We start from the raw sequence: 15,441 nt of genomic DNA, 5'->3' as shown, positions 1-15,441 counted from the left end.
AAATACTTCGAAACTACCAGCTACCAAACACGAAATCTATTGGAGACTTATTCTCATAACATGCTGAGGTCCCGCAGCACCACCAAAATATAGGTCTCCTGTATCCAGAAAACCGCACTTTTTATAGCAACGAATAGCTTTTAAATTATTGCAATTTACAGTCAAATATACACTAGAGTGGTATCTATACTCTTGCGTCAAGTATTCTACGATCGATTGAACCGACAAAACTCCAAGTCCTCTCCCCTGACAACTCTTATCAATCGCAAAAGCACGCATACCGAGCCCATCTTCTGGACAAAAAGAATAGGATTTGAAGTAAGCCAGGTCCGCCTTAAAATAACCGATAACAACTCCCTCCGATTTAATCAGATAGAGATGCGTTGTCTCACAATGATCGGCCATAAAGCTTTTTGGGGTACATACATATCTCAGTTGATCTGGAGGAAGGGAAATTTGCAAAACTTCAGCAGAATATAAATTAGAAAAACGCTCTACTTTAATCATATACCTTAGATATCAATAGTAATAGACAACTAACTATTCACTATTACTCCAATTGCACTAATTTTAAATCTTGCTCAGCCTTATCAGCATATTCTTTGCAGTCGATGACTGAATCTCGCTCAATATTACCTTTAAATACCCAACCACTGGCACCTGCATGAGGTGTAATGAGCAAATCACAAGGTAAGTTACGCACTCGCTCAAAGCTTTTACGAAAATCTTGCAAAATATTTGGATAACGCGGATTATTAATCAACTGATAACCGGGAGCCGTCAGGCTATCCACATAAGCGATGCCTGTAGCTTTACCATCAACTGCATCTTCCCAGGTCCAGGCCATACTTCCCGGTGTATGGCCTGGGATAAAATGTACGCGTAGACGCAAATCCCCTAGAACCACTTGCTCGCCATCATGCAGAATACGATCCGCCTTTATTGGCGGATATAAAAGTTCGTCGGCAAAGTGAATATCATTGGCACCACCGCGAGCCATTAACACTGCTGATTCGGCATTGGTTACTACCTGAGCGCCAGTCGCGCGTTTTAGCTCAGCTAAGGAACCTACGTGGTCTGCATGGGCCTGACTGTGCAAGATTAATTTGAGATCCGAGGGAGCGACTCCCAATCTGCGCATATTCTCCAATAAATGCTCAGCGGTCTGCTCCATGCCACCATCAATTAGAATCGAGCCTTCACTGCCTTTTAATAACAGTGAGGTAATTCCCTCAGTACCTATTTGCCACGTGTTACCTGCAATCTTTAGAGGCGCTACTGGCTGACGCCAGGACTCTGGTACCTTGTAGGTTTCCAGTTGTGGTAAGACAGCAAAGTTTTCCGCTGCCGAAAAACTAGAATAAGCTGCCATTACTACTGCGGCTAATTGGATTCTTATATTCATTGATCAGTCTCAACTTTTACCGGCACCAGAGATACACCCGGGAGCCCCATTTAGTGCAGTCTTATTAATCCATCCAGCAATTCTTTTGAAGACTTCTCCCCGGTGATTTACGCCATCCCTATCTGTCATATAGTGATCGTAACCGGGGTATTCCCAATAAGTCAGCTCACAACGTCCGGCTGATGCATAGGCATCTCGCGCAACTCGGCCGGAACTGACCGGGGCAGATTTATCTTCTGTACCCTGGATCAATAATACGGGGGCATGGCTGTTCAATAAATCGTTGACCGGTACCCGATCGACGACATCGGCCCACCAGCGCATAGAGTTTCCACCCCAGATTTCCGCGCTTTCTGGGTTAGCTCGGGCATAGGCGAGTTTGGCATCTACCTCTTTAGCTACGTGGGGCGGAACCAAACTCTTTAGCACTTGAGCAAAGGACTCCCCCAATCCACTTGAAAAGACCACTGCCGCATCGGGATTTAGCCTCGGCGCCAGTCGTGCAACAAGATCACCACCCTCGGAACCGCCGAACAAGACCAGCTTGCCATTCCACCAATCAGCCCCGCGCAGCTCCTCAACAATTTGCTCTACATCTACCGCACGCTGCTCAACGGTGTGGTTAGTTACATACGCTTTTGAACAATCTTTTAATTGCTCTTCCGGGCTGTCAGAGTGAGTTACACCATATTTTTCTACCAGCAAAACAGCATATCCTGCCGCCATCTCTTTAGCCTGTTGAATAGTAGTATTTTTAACAGCAGGTAGGCAGCCAGATCCCTGGGCTATCAGGAACAAGCCATATTTCCCGTTAGCCGATGGTTGCTCTAAAGACCAATAAAGCGTTGATCCATCTGGGCGTTTACTGACTTTAAGTAGAGGTTCGGCGGACACGCCGATATGCAAAGTCGCTAGCAGAAAACCAGTTGCCGTTATAAAGGCCGGTTTAAGAAAGCCCATAGCGAGAACTCCCTGCCCTCACCTAAAATTAAAGGCGGGGCTATATTTGCTTGGTTATTGTTGGTGAGGGGGTAAACCTTATATTTACCCACCTATCCGAACCCAAGAAAAAGTAATGGTTCCCGAGCTAACTGAAGCGAATCACATCAAGATTTTTTCCAATCATCGGCACTTAAGCGATAAAGGCAGTGCCGCTGCAGATGGCTTTCGCTGGGGACCAGTGGATGTTCAAAGACGAGAGAATCCCGCCGCATACCCAGCCGCTCCATCACCCGCTGGGAACGAAGGTTTTGTAGTGCAGTAAAAGAAACGACCTCACTGAGATTCAAGGTATTAAAAGCTACATCCAAAGATGCTTTTGCAGCTTCACTGGCATAGCCCTTCCCCCAATAAGGGAAGGCCAAGCGCCAGCCAATCTCTACTGCCGGTGCGAAGGGCAAATCTTCAGTCACATTTTTCATGCCAACAAATCCGAGAAACTCTTTGGTCTCTCTTAGCTCCAAGGCCCAAAAGCCCCAGCCGTACTTCTCAATATGCGTAATACTGCGATCCACACCGGCGTCACTCTGCTGTCGCGTCAGCAATGAGGGGAAAAACTCCATCACCTTGGGGTCGGCATTCATTTCGGCGAATACAGGCTTATCTTCCTCTCGCCACTGGCGCAGTTGTAAGCGTTCGGTCATGGGTTGTATTAATTCAGGCATGGAATATTCGCTATTCAATATTTTGTTTCTGCTGAAAACCTTTAGACGGTGCGACCATAAAATCGCACTGATCCAACCATTTTCGCTGCCCTGGATAAGCAGCTCCCTCAAAGCCCAATTTCTGGTAGAGAGTCCGTGCCGCTAGATTAGTACGCAAGACAAATAAAGAGCACTCGATCGCATCCAGAGCTCTAGCTCCTGTTTGTGCAAGCTGTACTACCAGCGCACGCCCTAAGCCGGCTCCGCGATGATTAGGGGAGACAATTAATCGGCTTAGGTGGCAGCGACCCAAATGTTGGTAATACTGCCCGAAAGCCAGCACATCGCCGCTGCTGTCCTGAAGTGCATAACTGGACAACTCCGGCCAACGGCAATCCTCCAAAAAGGATCTCCGCTCGAACGGAAACCTGAAATCGGGGCCTCCCCACTGTTGGCACAGCTCCCTATCAGGTAGCCAGGACATCAGTGTTGGGAATTGCCACTCTTCCATTGGCTTCAGCCTCAAATTCTCCATGGCAATTCCCCCTAAAACTACTTTCGACTCTTTGCCAGCCATCGATCTAACTGATCGGCAAAAGCTTTGCGGTCCGCCTGGCTAAGGGCCGGTGGTCCGCCGGTATGCACGCCGCTGGAGCGCAGGGTATCCATAAAGTCCCGCATATTTAGACGCGCGCGGATATTGGCTTTGGTATAGCGCTCCCCACGGGGGTTAAGGGCTTCAGCACCCTTGTCGATCACCTCTGCTGCCAGTGGGATATCGCTGGTGATAATCAGGTCCCCCGCCTCGCAGCGCTGCACTATCTCGTTATCCGCCACATCAAAACCGGCTGTCACTTGCACGGAGCGGATATAGCGCGACGGCGGCACCCGTACCGCTTGGTTGGCCACCAATGTCAGTTCTGTGGCTGTGCGCTCAGCGGCGCGAAACAGGATTTCCTTGATGGCGACCGGACAGGCGTCGGCATCGACCCAGAGTTTTGTCATGGCTATACAACCTTTTCGAGCGTATCGGGCGGTGCACCCTCATCGCATTTCTTGCAATTGAGCTGGAATCCCAGCATGGACTCGCGCCCTTGCTCAGTGATTACCCAGGGCCGGTTGGTCCAGGGGGGATTGTGGCGTACATGTTGGAAATGACCACAGGCGAGCTCCGCCACCCAGTGATCCTCTTCATCCAGGTGGTAGCCGGCGATGGGTTGTTGCATGGGGTTACACAAGCAGGGAATAAGGCGCAGTTATAGCCAATCCCAAGGGCAAAGTATACGTGTGGCCGGTGGTTCGCACTGGTACTGGGATGATTCGAGCCAAGACTGCTAGAATCTCCCGCTTTTCCGCGACGCGAAGATGCAGCCCCATCTATGACCCAGCTCAATCCCCGCCAATCCGAAGCCGTGAAGTATGTCGATGGCCCCTGCCTGGTACTGGCCGGTGCCGGCTCCGGCAAGACCAGCGTAATCACCCGCAAGATCGCCTACCTGATCGAGCAGTGTGGCTACGCCGCGCGCAATATCGCCGCCCTCACCTTCACCAACAAGGCGGCACGGGAGATGAAAGAGCGGGTCAGCAAACTGCTGGCGGGCCCGGATGGAAAGCGCTCCAAGGCAAGTCACGGTCTCACCGTATCCACCTTTCATAACCTTGGGCTGAATATCCTGCGTAAGGAATACCGCGCCGCCGGCTTTAAGCCCGGTTTCTCTATCTTCGATGCGGAAGACGCCCGCGCCCTGATCAAGGAGCTGATGCTCAGGGATGGCGACCTGGATACAGACCTGTTGGATCGGGTACAGAACCAGATCTCCAATTGGAAGAACGATATGCTCACCCCGCGCCGCGCCCTGGAGCAGGCACAGAGCCCCGGTGAGCAGGCCATCGCGGTTGCCTACGATCGCTACTGTGAAGCCCTCAAGGCCTACAATGCCGTCGACTTCGACGACCTGATCCTGCTGCCGGTACAGCTGTTCGACAAAGACCCGGAGTTGCTGCAACGCTGGCGCAAGAAGATTCGCTACCTGCTGGTGGACGAATATCAGGACACCAACAACTCCCAGTACCTGCTGGTGAAGCTGCTGGTGGGCGGGCGCGGCGGCCTCACAGTGGTGGGAGACGATGACCAGTCTATCTATGCCTGGCGCGGCGCGCGCCCGGAAAATATGAGTGCGCTGAAGACCGACTTCCCCAACCTTCGCCTGATCAAACTGGAGCAGAACTACCGCTCCACCAGCCGCATACTGAAAGTGGCCAACCACCTGATCGCCCACAATCCTCACGAATTCGACAAAGCATTGTGGTCCGATCGCGGCCTGGGTGAGGAGATCCGCGTGCTCAAGGTGGCCAATGAAAACGAGGAAGCGGAGCGGGTCGCCAACGAGATTTTTCTGCAAAAGAGCCGTCGCGGCTGCAAGTTTATGGATTTTGCCGTGCTCTATCGCGGCAACCACCAGGCGCGCCTGATCGAAATGAAATTGCAGGAGCATCAGGTTCCCTACCAGATGTCCGGCGGTACTTCCTTCTTCGCCCGCGCTGAAATCAAGGATGTGATGGCCTACCTGCGCCTGTTGGTGAATCCGGATGATGACAACGCATTCCTGCGCATTATCAATACCCCGCGTCGCCAAATAGGTACCAGCAGCCTGGAAGCCCTGGGCAACTACGCCAAGGGCCGCGAGATTTCCATGTTCAAAGCCTGCTCGGAATTGGGCTTTAAGGAGCATATCAACGAGCAGGGCTACGAGCGCCTAAATCGCTTTGCCCTGTGGCTCGAAGGGGTACAGCGCAACTGTCGCGATACCACCGCCAATGGCGCCTTGCGTGAAATGCTGGAAGATATCGACTACGCAGGCTGGCTCTCGCAAAATGCCAGCAGCGAGAAGGTGGCCGAGAAGCGCATGGAGAATGTGTTCTGGCTGCTGGAGAGCCTCAACAAGATTATGGAGGGCACCGACGATGAGCTGGAGCAGGATATCCGCCTGGAGCAGGCGATCTCCAAACTGATCCTGCGGGATATGCTCGAGCGCCAGGAAGAAGAGGAAGCCACCGATAAGGTCAGCCTGATGACCCTACACGCCGCCAAAGGCTTGGAATTCCCCCACGTATTTATGATCGGTATGGAAGAGAACTTACTTCCCCACCGCAACAGTATCGAAGACGACAATATCGAAGAGGAGCGCCGCCTCACTTACGTAGGCATTACCCGCGCCCAACGCACCCTCACCATGACCCTGGCGGGCAAGCGCAAACAGTTTGGCGAAACCCAGGACACCACGCCCAGCCGCTTTATCGACGAGCTGCCGGAAGAGGATGTGTTGCTGGAAGGGTTTGGCAAGGCGACGCCGGAGCAGAATCAGGCGAAGGGGGAGGAAACTTTGGGGTCTTTGTTGAGTATGTTTGATTAATCTCTTTTTGATTAAATATTTTCAAATATTGCCGTACCAGCAAAAACAGATATCCAAAATAAAAAAGGCCACTCAATAAGCGGCCTTTTTCCAATAGTGAAACAGCTTACTTACTGTTATCCACCATATAATTAACCGCAGCCTTCACTTCGTCATCGCTACAATCCATACATAAGCCCTTAGGCGGCATGGCATTGATACCATTGATGGCATTGGTGTAAAGAGTGTCCATGCCCTTGGCAATACGCGGTGCCCAGGCAGCGGCATCACCAAACTTAGGCGCACCCGCTATACCCGCCGCGTGACAGGTAGTACAACTCTTATTGTAGATATCTTCACCACTGCGGGCGCCGCCACTGGCAGCTTCCGGAGCAGCCGCTACTGCCGCCGCACACTCCTCGCCCTTCATACAGGTCTCACCCGCCGGAGCGATACGCTGTTCAATGTCCTGATCAACAGACTGGGCCACTGCCGCAGCCGCACTGACGGCCAGTGCCGCCACAATACCCAAAATGCTCTTCATGCTATTCCCCCAAAGGGCCGAAGTGAGTTGGCCCGTAGACTATCGATTTACTGCCGCAAACTTCCACGCCGCGCATTATAAGCACTGTGCCGCCCCCTGCCAAAGCCTGTGTAGAAGCGCCATAAGTCCTTTCACCCGCCCCCACCCTTCTGTATAATCCGCCTCCCATTGGCACAGATAGCCAAAACCGCCCGTAGCTCAGCTGGATAGAGCGTCGCCCTCCGGAGGCGAAGGTCAGAGGTTCGAATCCTCTCGGGCGGGCCATATACAAGAAAGCCCGCTTATGCGGGCTTTCTTGTATATGGCTCACTCCCAGGCTTCGTTCGAACTCAGGTTCGACTCGGAGGCAGCAAAGCTGCCGGAGAGCAGCGAGCCCAAAGGGCGAAGCTCATCCTCACGCACACTACCCGCTTTTGCGGGCTTCTTTGTATATGGCTCACTCCCAGGCTTTGTTCGAACTCAGGTTCGACTCGGAGGCAGCAAAGCTGCCGCAGAGCAGCGAGCCCAAAGGGCGAAGCTAATCCTCACGTACACCACCCTTTTATGCGGGTTATGCGGGCTTCTTTGTATATGGCTCACTCCCAGGCTTCGTTCGAACTCAGGTTCGACTCGGAGGCAGCAAAGCTGCCGCAGAGCAGCGAGCCCAAAGGGCGAAGCTAATCCTCTCTGATTACATCAGCTTCAGACAAACTTTCTTAGATAGACAAATATCGGCTGCGGCCAGCCAAAAAAGTCTATTAGCAGCCCGACCCCAACGGCACCCTCAATGGCTCAATCTCCACCTGTTCCCCAGCCTCTACATTACCGCTATTCCGCGCCAAAACGATAAAGCAGTTAGCAGCAGCCAAACCGGTAAGGATATGGCTCCCTTGGGTGCCAACCGGCTCCACCACCAAGGTTCCATTCTCATCAGTGCGATAAACGCCCCGCTGGAAATCGGTACGACCGGGCTTTTTCTTTAGGGGTTTTAGCAGTTTTGCCTGTAAGGTCTGCGGGCCAGTCCACTGATCGCCTTTCATCACACTCAGGGCCGGCACGGCCAGCTGGTAAAAAGTAACCAAAGCGGAAACCGGATTGCCGGGTAGGCCAAAGAAGGGAGTTTCCTGTAGGAAACCAAAAGCGAAAGGTTTGCCTGGCTTCATCGCTACTTTCCAGAAGCCAATCTCTCCCAATTCTTCCAATACTTCACGGGTGTAATCCGCTTCACCTACGGAAACGCCACCGGAAGTAATAATGGCATCGGCCTCTTGGGAGGCGCGTTGCAAGGCATTGGTGATGGCCTGTTTGTTATCAGGCAATATGCCCAAATCCAAAACGTCCAGGTCCATCTGTTCCAGGGCAGCCAATAGAGCGATGCGGTTGCTATCGTAGATATCGCCCTTGCCCAGGGCTTCGCCGGGCTGACGCAGTTCATCGCCAGTGGAGAAGAGTGCGATCACAGGCTTGCGCACTACCGAAACCGTGGCAACACCGGCGGCGGCAAGCAGGGCAATATGGGCAACGCTGACGGGCTCTCCCGCTTGCAGCAGGGTTGCACCCTCGGCCACATCTTCGCCGCGGCGGCGGATATGTTCGCCTTTGCGCACTTCACGGGTGATACGGATAGATTCCGCCTGGGCTTCGACATGCTCCTGCATAACTACAGTGTCGGCCCCAACGGGAAGCGGTGCTCCAGTCATAATCCGCACACAGGTTCCCGGGTTCACCACACCTTCGAAGGGCGCACCGGCGAAGGACTTGCCAATCAACTCCAGTGGCAAGCCGCTAGCCAAGTCTGCAAAGCGCAGGGCATAGCCATCCATCGCAGAATTGTCACAGGGAGGTAGATCTACGCTGGAGGACACCGACTCGGCCAAAACTCGGCCAGAGGCCTGGGCCAGCGGTAGCGTCTCAGTACCATGAACCGGACTCAGTGATTGCAGCAGTTTTTCCCGAGCGCTTTCTATGGGCATTAGGCCGGGCGTGCTGCAAGAATCGATGGTGGGCATGGACAACTCTCTCACTTCATTCGTTTGCTATCGGGATAGCTTTGTTAGTGAACCCGCTCCAGGGATTCCGGGCGCTTTTGATTGACCATCCAAACGGCAGCCTCCACGCGCGAGCGCATCCCTAATTTCTTCAATAAATGTTTAACGTGGACTTTCACTGTTGCGTCGCTGATATCCAACTCGCGGGCAATCAATTTGTTGCTGAGGCCATCGGCAATTAGCTGCAGTATCTGAAATTCACGGCTGGTGAGAGTGGATAAAGTATCCGCTCCGGAGGTGTCCGGCTTGCGTAGGGCTGAGGCTAGCACTTCGGTCAAGCGCTGGCTGATGGCGAGCTTGCCATGGGTCGCCTGTATCACCTGATCGAGAATATCCTCCGGCTCCATATCCTTGAGCAGGTAGCCATCCGCTCCGGCACGAATACAGGACACCACGTCAGCGTTGTTATCGGATACCGTGAGAATAATGATTCGTGAGGAAATATCAGCGGCGCGCATCGCCCGCAAGGTATCGAGCCCATCCATGCCGCGCATATTTAAATCCAGCAAGATCAGATCCGGCTCGTGCAGTTTGGCCTGTTGCAGAGCTTCCTCGCCACTACTGGCCTCCGCCACTAATTCCAAACCGGGCTCCATGGCAAACAGCTGCTTGAGACCTTTGCGAAACAGCGGGTGGTCGTCAACCATCATTACCGTAGCAGATGGGGTCATGCAATATCCTGCTTTAGTGATTCAGTCTGTATTAAACGGTGCCAATGACTTTACCATAGCGCCCACAGCCTGCGCTTACTCCCTTGGAGGTAAATGCACTGTACACGGCGCAAAGGGATTACTTACTGATGGTGATTGAGTGCGCTGAGGCCGCGGCCCATAGTGGCTGCAAGGAACATTGATAGGAGGATATGGCCGCCGTGTCTGATATTTATGAGTGGACCCCAGAGGACAGCCGCTTCTGGCAGTCCCAGGGCAAAAAAATCGCAAACCGCAATCTATGGATTTCTATACCCAGTCTTTTGTGTGGTTTCGCCGTGTGGCTCTACTGGGGCATTATTACCGTTCAAATGCTCAACCTTGGCTTCCCCATTGCCAAAGCCGATCTGTTTACCCTAATGGCCATCGCCGGCCTCACTGGCGCTACCCTTCGAATACCCAGTAGTTTCTTTATTCGATTGTTCGGTGGGCGCAACACCATTGTATTTACCACAGCCCTGTTGATGATCCCCGCCCTCGGCACTGGTATCGCCCTGCAGAGCAAGGAGACTCCACTGTGGGTATTCCAATTGCTGGCGCTGCTGTCTGGTATCGGCGGTGGTAACTTCGCCTCTTCCATGTCCAATATCAGTTTCTTTTTTCCCAAGGAAAAGCAGGGGTTGGCGCTTGGCCTGAATGCAGGCCTGGGCAACTTCGGTGTTACCACTATGCAGATCCTGGTACCGCTATTTATGACCTTCGGTGCCTTCGGCGCTGCTGGCGGCGATCCCATGATACTGGTGAGCGGCTCCGGCTCACTGATCGGCAAGGTGCCGGCGGGCTCCGAAACATGGATTCAAAACGCCGGCTTTGTGTGGCTACTGTTCCTGCTTCCGCTGGCCCTATTAGGTTGGTTCGGTATGAACAACCTGCGCACGGAAGAAGTGAGCCCAGATGTGGGCAGCACCCTCGGCGCTATGGCAAAAATGACCTTAATGCTGAGTATCGGCCTGTTTACCGCGGTGATCGGCCTGTGGTTGTTATTGCCCGAAGCCGCCAACGGCTCCGGTTGGGGTGTGCCCAAAGAAATTGTGTTGGTGCTGGTTATTGCCGCTACGGTATTCGGCCTGAAACTCCTGCCGGGTGCCATCAGAACCAGCCTGCAACGCCAATATCGCATCTTCAACAACAAACATACCTGGGTGATGAGTGTTATTTACACCATGACCTTCGGCAGTTTTATCGGTTTCGCCGCTGCCTTCCCGCTGGCCATTAAAGTTATCTTCGGCTACAGCCACGTGATGGTGGGTGGGGTCATGACCCACGATACCATCAATAGCAATGGTCCCAGTGCCCTAATGTATGCCTGGATGGGCCCATTTATTGGTGCACTAATTCGCCCAGTAGGTGGTTGGATTGCCGATCGTATCGGTGGCGCCCTGGTGACCCAGATCTGTGCCGCGGTAATGGTGGGAAGCGCCCTGGGGGTGGCCTACTACATGAAAGCCGCCTATGCCTCCGCCACTCCAGAAGAATTCTTCCTGCCCTTCTTCCTGTTGTTCCTACTGTTGTTTGCTGCCACCGGTATTGGCAATGGTTCTACCTTCCGCACCATCGCCATGGTGTTCCCGAAAGAGCAGGCAGGCCCGGTATTGGGATGGACTTCAGCAGTTGCCGCCTACGGAGCCTTCTACATTCCCAAAGTCTTCGGCGAACAGATCAAGGCGACCACGCCTGAATATGCACTGGCGGGCATGGCCATTTTCTATGCGGTTTGCCTGGTAATTAATTACTGGTTCTACCTGCGCAAGAACGGCGAATTTTATAACCCATAATTCGATTTTTCTCACAGGATTCCATTGATACGGGGAGGTTTTACCTCCCCTTTTTTGTTCCTAATGTATTGGCTATTTCAGGGCGGGGATTACAAACCTGCAAGACTGCCGGCCTTAAACTGGGCAAAGTAAGGTCCACCTATATACAGCTGCAAACGCTCGTAAGATAGGTGGGAAATATCGGCATAAAATACCTGCTTTGCAGCGGTTAATTGCAGGCGAATGCGGCCATCCACGAGCTTTTGTTTAGCAACTAAAGTTACCGGCAGGCAATTGAGGATACTGGACAGGCCTGGCTTCTCTACACTGAGGCTGATATCTCCAGCTTCCAGCAGAAAAGCGGCGGTATCGCCTTTTCGATAATGGCCTGTCACCCTATCTGCAAAGATGGAAATCCCCCCTAAATTCAAAGTCAGCAGACCATCATTTAGAGATTCCACTCGCGCTTCAATCCGGCTGCGGCAGCTATCCCTTAGGCCGTGGCTATCCAGGCGCTGAGCAACTTCAGGTAAAGGAAGTGGCGCGGACAAATTGGCAGAATCCATCCATAAACAGCGCTGGGCTAGCAGCTGGATTTCATCAAAGTCGTGACTGGTCCAGATTACCAGCGCCGGATATCGAACCCAGAAATCCCGTAGGGTCGGCAATAGGCGCCGCAGTACCTGGGCGCGGTCAACCGCTGATAGTGGCTCATCAAATAATTGCAGCGGCGCGTTGTTAAAAAGCTGGCGCAATACAGCCACTCGCTGGGCTTCTCCACCAGAGAGTAACTCCACCGGCTGATGTAGCAGCGGTTCAATACCAAAAGCCTCTAGCAGCCGACCACACTCTTCCTCGGGCAGTGGCCTGCGGCTGTAACGGCGGGCCAGTGCCAGGTTATCTGCCACCGACTGGCCGGCAAACAAGCGGCTATCCTGAAAGCCCAAAGAAAGCGTTCTTTTGTGAGTAGCCAGGGCGCGGCGTCCGCGCTGCCAAACCGTATTGGCAAAAGTGATATTGCCACGGCAATGGCGTTGGCCAGCCAAAGCAGCCAGTAATGTGCTCTTGCCACTGCCGGAGGGACCGGTAAGGCCAAAAATTCCAGAGGCTGGCAGCTCTAACTGCCAGGGAGTTGCTGCGTTAAGCGGAGTCACCAGCCCTGCAACACTCAATCCGGTGGAATCAGAAGTGGTAGACGTAGTACCGAATAGGGGTGAGGTGATTTCCATTAGCCCAGCACCCCCATTACCGGTTTAGCGCGCTCACTGTTTAATCCGCGCGGGGCCAAACTATGTCCCAGCCAACGGGCAGCGAGTAGCAGTACCGTAGTAATTCCCATCAACATCAAAGCCAGCCGGTGCGCCGCACCGTATTCCATCGCCTCCACATGCTGATAAAGAGCGATAGAAACCACCTGGGTCTCACCGGGAATAGCGCCACCAATCATCAGCACTACCCCGAACTCACCGAGGGTATGGGCAAAGGTTAAAGCGCAGGCACTCACAATAGCGGCGCGACTCGCCGGCAAAAGAACTTTTAACAATGCCGCCCAGGGCGGTATACCCAGTGCTGCGGCAGCCTGGGTCAAGCGCTGGCCATTGGCATTAAACGCGGCCAACAGCGGCTGCACCATAAACGGCAGGGAATAAATTACTGACGCAAATACCAGGCCGGTAAAGGAAAACACCAAAGGGCCATCAAAAAGTTGTGACAGCCACTGCCCGGGGGCGTAGTTAGGGGAAAATAAAAGCAGTAAATAAAAACCCAACACCGTGGGTGGCAGTACCAGCGGCAGGGTAATTAATACCTCTATGCCATGGCGCCAGCGGCTCTGCCATTGACTCAATTTCCAGGCCAGGGGCACCCCGATAATAAACAGGAGCAAGGTAGTTGAGCCGGCCAATTTTAAAGTTAGCCACAGGGCCTGCCAGTCGGCAGCGGCGATATTCATAAGCCACTCCCTCCATCTCTACTTTGATATTGAGTCGGTAAAACACCGTAACCCAAGTGCTGTAGTTGCACCTGCACTTCCGCTGAACGCAAATAGTCAGCGAGGGACTGCGCCTCTTTAGGCCGGCGACTCTGGATGGGAATCAGCAGCTGCTGCTCAATGGGTTTATACAAATGCTGCGGCAGCAACCAGTAGTTATCGCGGCCGGCTGCTTGCATCTGGCTGGCGGCGACAAATCCCAGCCGGGCATTGCCTGAATCCAACATTAAATAGGTTTGGCCTGCATTGTGGGCCCGGGCTAATTGAGTTTGTTTTTTCTTCCACAAGCCCAGGCTCTGCAGCGCTTGCCGTGCGGCACTGCCGAAGGGCGCTACTTTGGGATCGGCTAGTACAATTTTATCAGGCCAGGTTTGCAGTAACTGCTCGATATTCAATTCCGATTTTGGGTGCCAGAGAGCCAGTAAACCCAGGGCGTAAGTCTTACGACTGTTGGCCAGTGCCCCACCCTGCTTTTCCAACAGTTCGGGTCGCTCGCGATCGGCAGACAGGAATAAATCGAAGGGCGCGCGGTGCGCTATTTGTTGGTAGAGCACCCCGGAGCTGCCACTGCTGATTTGCACCACACAGGCATGGCGACGCTCAAATTCCGGCAGTACCTCTTCCAGTGCCGGGCGGAAACTGGCCGCTACCGCCACCCGCAAGGTGCAGTTATCCGCATTTACCGGTAGCGCGATAGCCACCAGTAAAGCGGATAGCAGCAGGCTCAGCCGGCGGACCACTTTTCCATCTCCGCAGCATCGCTGGCCCGAGCTTCAACCCAGCGCTCTGAAGGCTTACCAGGCTCATCCGCAACCGCTTCGCGCTTCCAGAAAGGCGCCTCAGTTTTGAGGCGATCCATGATGTATTGGCAGGCGGCGAAGGCAGCTTGACGGTGGGGGCTGGTAACACCGACAAAAACAATCTCGTCGTTGATCTGCATGGGGCCAACACGGTGGACGATAGTCACACGCCCCAGAGACCAGCGATCGCGGGCATCATTGATAATCCGTTGCAGGCTTTTTTCAGTCATGCCCGGATAGTGTTCCAGAGCCAGGCCACAGACATCACTACCCGCATTGAAGTCCCGCACCGACCCCACAAACAGGGCGCAGGCACCATCGGCACTGTTGCCTTGTAGCGCAGTATATTCAGCCGCTACATCGAGGGGCGTTTCACAGACTTCGATACGATCAACGGCTGTCATATTGGCACCACTAGCCGCCGGTAACCGGCGGGAAAAATGCAACTTCATCACCGGCCTCCACCTGGGCTCCGGTTTCTGCCAGCTCCTGGTTCAAGGCCATACGGATATCGTCTCTTTGCAGGTGTGGGCTCCAATCCGGGTGCTGCTCACATAGGGTTTTACGCAACTCGCTGAGACTGCCGGAAAAGTCCTCCAGGATCATCTCGCCCATGCCCAATTGCTGGCGCAGACGCGCGAAAAACAGAACCTTTACCATCGCTTTACACCTCTGAAATTTTTACGCCTTGTCCGCGGCGTCGCCGCGCCAGTGGCCGAGCTTACCGCCGGTTTTTTGTAACAGGCGGGTCGGGCCGATTTCCATCGCCGGGTCCACGGCTTTGCACATATCGTAAATGGTCAGCGCCGCTACCGAAGCCGCGGTTAACGCTTCCATCTCTACGCCAGTGCGCCCGGCAAGGCGGCAGAAAGCGGTGATATGCACACTGTGTTCTTCCGGCTGTAATTCGAAATCCACCGCGACTTTGGTCAACGCCAGTGGATGGCACAGGGGAATTAAATCCGAGGTTTTCTTGGCGGCCTGGATGCCGGCGATACGAGCTACAGAAAGCACGTCACCTTTTTTGTGCGCCCCTTGGCTCAGCAGTGCAAAAGCCTCTGCACTCATACTGATACTGCTCTCGGCCAGGGCGCTGCGGTCAGTGATGTGCTTCTCGGTAACATCCACCATGCTGGCTTCGCCGCGCTGGTTTAAGTGGGTTAACTGGCTCACAAA

18 protein-coding genes and 1 tRNA gene are annotated in these 15,441 nt (G+C 53.6%); 3 read left to right on the top strand and 16 right to left on the bottom strand.

The genetic code is table 11. From position 1 onward, the window contains the following. Positions 1-36 precede the first annotated feature (36 nt). The 7 genes from FIU95_RS00765 to FIU95_RS00735 form a co-directional block, all read right to left on the bottom strand. Complete coding sequence (locus tag FIU95_RS00765; RefSeq protein ID WP_152450574.1) at positions 37-507, bottom strand: GNAT family N-acetyltransferase; 471 nt, start codon at positions 505-507, stop codon at positions 37-39. A 43-nt stretch (positions 508-550) separates the two neighbouring features. Next, a complete protein-coding gene (gene bla / locus FIU95_RS00760) occupies positions 551-1,372 on the bottom strand; it encodes a subclass B3 metallo-beta-lactamase (RefSeq protein WP_371416957.1) in 822 nt (273 codons plus the stop codon). A 42-nt stretch (positions 1,373-1,414) separates the two neighbouring features. Beyond that, positions 1,415-2,365 (bottom strand): S9 family peptidase, encoded by a 951-nt coding sequence (locus tag FIU95_RS00755; protein WP_152450571.1) that lies wholly within the window; start codon positions 2,363-2,365, stop codon positions 1,415-1,417. Between the two features lie 146 nt (positions 2,366-2,511). Continuing rightward, on the bottom strand, positions 2,512-3,069 hold the full coding sequence (locus FIU95_RS00750) for a GNAT family N-acetyltransferase (protein ID WP_152450569.1): 558 nt from the start codon (positions 3,067-3,069) through the stop codon (positions 2,512-2,514). A gap of 10 nt (positions 3,070-3,079) precedes the next feature. Then, positions 3,080-3,583 (bottom strand): GNAT family N-acetyltransferase, encoded by a 504-nt coding sequence (locus FIU95_RS00745; RefSeq protein WP_172975291.1) that lies wholly within the window; start codon positions 3,581-3,583, stop codon positions 3,080-3,082. Between the two features lie 17 nt (positions 3,584-3,600). Next, positions 3,601-4,053 carry a YaiI/YqxD family protein gene (locus FIU95_RS00740; RefSeq protein WP_152450565.1) on the bottom strand — a complete coding sequence of 151 codons (453 nt, stop codon included), beginning with the start codon at positions 4,051-4,053 and terminating at the stop codon, positions 3,601-3,603. 2 nt (positions 4,054-4,055) lie between these two features. Next, positions 4,056-4,274 carry a DUF3565 domain-containing protein gene (locus FIU95_RS00735; protein WP_152450563.1) on the bottom strand — a complete coding sequence of 73 codons (219 nt, stop codon included), beginning with the start codon at positions 4,272-4,274 and terminating at the stop codon, positions 4,056-4,058. A gap of 153 nt (positions 4,275-4,427) precedes the next feature. On the opposite strand from FIU95_RS00735, the gene rep reads away from it, so the two are divergent. Further along, positions 4,428-6,461 carry a DNA helicase Rep gene (gene rep, locus FIU95_RS00730; protein WP_152450560.1) on the top strand — a complete coding sequence of 678 codons (2,034 nt, stop codon included), beginning with the start codon at positions 4,428-4,430 and terminating at the stop codon, positions 6,459-6,461. 106 nt (positions 6,462-6,567) lie between these two features. Here rep and FIU95_RS00725 read toward each other — a convergent pair whose 3' ends face one another. Then, positions 6,568-6,984 (bottom strand): cytochrome c5 family protein, encoded by a 417-nt coding sequence (locus FIU95_RS00725; RefSeq protein WP_152450558.1) that lies wholly within the window; start codon positions 6,982-6,984, stop codon positions 6,568-6,570. Positions 6,985-7,171: 187 nt separating this feature from the next. Here FIU95_RS00725 and FIU95_RS00720 point away from each other — a divergent pair. After that, positions 7,172-7,248, top strand: a tRNA-Arg gene (locus FIU95_RS00720). 473 nt (positions 7,249-7,721) lie between these two features. Here FIU95_RS00720 and moeA read toward each other — a convergent pair. Beyond that, entirely contained in the window at positions 7,722-8,972 is a 1,251-nt protein-coding gene (gene moeA, locus FIU95_RS00715) for a molybdopterin molybdotransferase MoeA (RefSeq protein ID WP_152450556.1), read from the bottom strand. 44 nt (positions 8,973-9,016) lie between these two features. Then, positions 9,017-9,682 (bottom strand): two-component system response regulator NarL, encoded by a 666-nt coding sequence (narL, locus tag FIU95_RS00710; RefSeq protein ID WP_152450554.1) that lies wholly within the window; start codon positions 9,680-9,682, stop codon positions 9,017-9,019. A gap of 200 nt (positions 9,683-9,882) precedes the next feature. On the opposite strand from narL, the gene FIU95_RS00705 reads away from it, so the two are divergent. After that, a complete protein-coding gene (locus FIU95_RS00705; RefSeq protein ID WP_152450552.1) occupies positions 9,883-11,496 on the top strand; it encodes an MFS transporter in 1,614 nt (537 codons plus the stop codon). Positions 11,497-11,585: 89 nt separating this feature from the next. Here FIU95_RS00705 and FIU95_RS00700 read toward each other — a convergent pair whose 3' ends face one another. Genes FIU95_RS00700 through moaC form a run of 6 tightly spaced genes read right to left on the bottom strand, consistent with a single transcriptional unit; the run spans position 11,586 to position 15,438 of the window. Beyond that, positions 11,586-12,704, bottom strand: coding sequence for an ATP-binding cassette domain-containing protein (locus tag FIU95_RS00700; RefSeq protein ID WP_152450550.1), 1,119 nt, complete (start codon positions 12,702-12,704; stop codon positions 11,586-11,588). Next, positions 12,704-13,426, bottom strand: coding sequence for a molybdate ABC transporter permease subunit (gene modB, locus FIU95_RS00695; protein WP_152450548.1), 723 nt, complete (start codon positions 13,424-13,426; stop codon positions 12,704-12,706). Before modB ends, FIU95_RS00700 begins: the two co-directional genes overlap by 1 nt. Beyond that, positions 13,423-14,205, bottom strand: a complete 783-nt coding sequence (gene modA / locus FIU95_RS00690) for a molybdate ABC transporter substrate-binding protein (protein WP_152450545.1) — start codon at positions 14,203-14,205, stop codon at positions 13,423-13,425. Before modA ends, modB begins: the two co-directional genes overlap by 4 nt. Then, positions 14,190-14,669, bottom strand: coding sequence for a molybdopterin synthase catalytic subunit MoaE (moaE, locus tag FIU95_RS00685; RefSeq protein WP_152456019.1), 480 nt, complete (start codon positions 14,667-14,669; stop codon positions 14,190-14,192). The genes modA and moaE overlap by 16 nt, the downstream gene beginning before the upstream one ends. Before the next feature lie 10 nt (positions 14,670-14,679). Next, the gene (gene moaD, locus FIU95_RS00680) at positions 14,680-14,925 is read right to left on the bottom strand and encodes a molybdopterin converting factor subunit 1 (RefSeq protein WP_152450543.1); all 246 of its coding nucleotides are present in this window, start codon (positions 14,923-14,925) and stop codon (positions 14,680-14,682) included. 21 nt (positions 14,926-14,946) lie between these two features. Continuing rightward, positions 14,947-15,438, bottom strand: a complete 492-nt coding sequence (moaC, locus tag FIU95_RS00675; RefSeq protein ID WP_152450541.1) for a cyclic pyranopterin monophosphate synthase MoaC — start codon at positions 15,436-15,438, stop codon at positions 14,947-14,949. Between the last annotated feature and the right edge of the window lie 3 nt (positions 15,439-15,441).

This window comes from Microbulbifer sp. THAF38, assembly GCF_009363535.1.
Classification (GTDB): domain Bacteria; phylum Pseudomonadota; class Gammaproteobacteria; order Pseudomonadales; family Cellvibrionaceae; genus Microbulbifer.
Note: the sequence above shows the minus strand (reverse complement) of the source record. Positions and strands in the feature narration are given on the sequence as shown.

Excerpts from the sequence above, each read along its gene's own strand:
- FIU95_RS00765 (WP_152450574.1), bottom strand. The coding sequence starts at position 507 with ATGATTAAAGTAGAGCGTTTTTCTAATTTATATTCTGCTGAAGTTTTG.
- bla (WP_371416957.1), bottom strand. The coding sequence starts at position 1,372 with ATGGCAGCTTATTCTAGTTTTTCGGCAGCGGAAAACTTTGCTGTCTTA.
- FIU95_RS00755 (WP_152450571.1), bottom strand. The coding sequence starts at position 2,365 with ATGGGCTTTCTTAAACCGGCCTTTATAACGGCAACTGGTTTTCTGCTA.
- FIU95_RS00750 (WP_152450569.1), bottom strand. The coding sequence starts at position 3,069 with ATGCCTGAATTAATACAACCCATGACCGAACGCTTACAACTGCGCCAG.
- FIU95_RS00745 (WP_172975291.1), bottom strand. The coding sequence starts at position 3,583 with ATGGAGAATTTGAGGCTGAAGCCAATGGAAGAGTGGCAATTCCCAACA.
- FIU95_RS00740 (WP_152450565.1), bottom strand. The coding sequence starts at position 4,053 with ATGACAAAACTCTGGGTCGATGCCGACGCCTGTCCGGTCGCCATCAAG.
- FIU95_RS00735 (WP_152450563.1), bottom strand. The coding sequence starts at position 4,274 with ATGCAACAACCCATCGCCGGCTACCACCTGGATGAAGAGGATCACTGG.
- rep (WP_152450560.1), top strand. The coding sequence starts at position 4,428 with ATGACCCAGCTCAATCCCCGCCAATCCGAAGCCGTGAAGTATGTCGAT.
- FIU95_RS00725 (WP_152450558.1), bottom strand. The coding sequence starts at position 6,984 with ATGAAGAGCATTTTGGGTATTGTGGCGGCACTGGCCGTCAGTGCGGCT.
- moeA (WP_152450556.1), bottom strand. The coding sequence starts at position 8,972 with ATGCCCACCATCGATTCTTGCAGCACGCCCGGCCTAATGCCCATAGAA.
- narL (WP_152450554.1), bottom strand. The coding sequence starts at position 9,682 with ATGACCCCATCTGCTACGGTAATGATGGTTGACGACCACCCGCTGTTT.
- FIU95_RS00700 (WP_152450550.1), bottom strand. The coding sequence starts at position 12,704 with ATGGAAATCACCTCACCCCTATTCGGTACTACGTCTACCACTTCTGAT.
- modB (WP_152450548.1), bottom strand. The coding sequence starts at position 13,426 with ATGAATATCGCCGCTGCCGACTGGCAGGCCCTGTGGCTAACTTTAAAA.
- moaE (WP_152456019.1), bottom strand. The coding sequence starts at position 14,669 with ATGACAGCCGTTGATCGTATCGAAGTCTGTGAAACGCCCCTCGATGTA.
- moaD (WP_152450543.1), bottom strand. The coding sequence starts at position 14,925 with ATGGTAAAGGTTCTGTTTTTCGCGCGTCTGCGCCAGCAATTGGGCATG.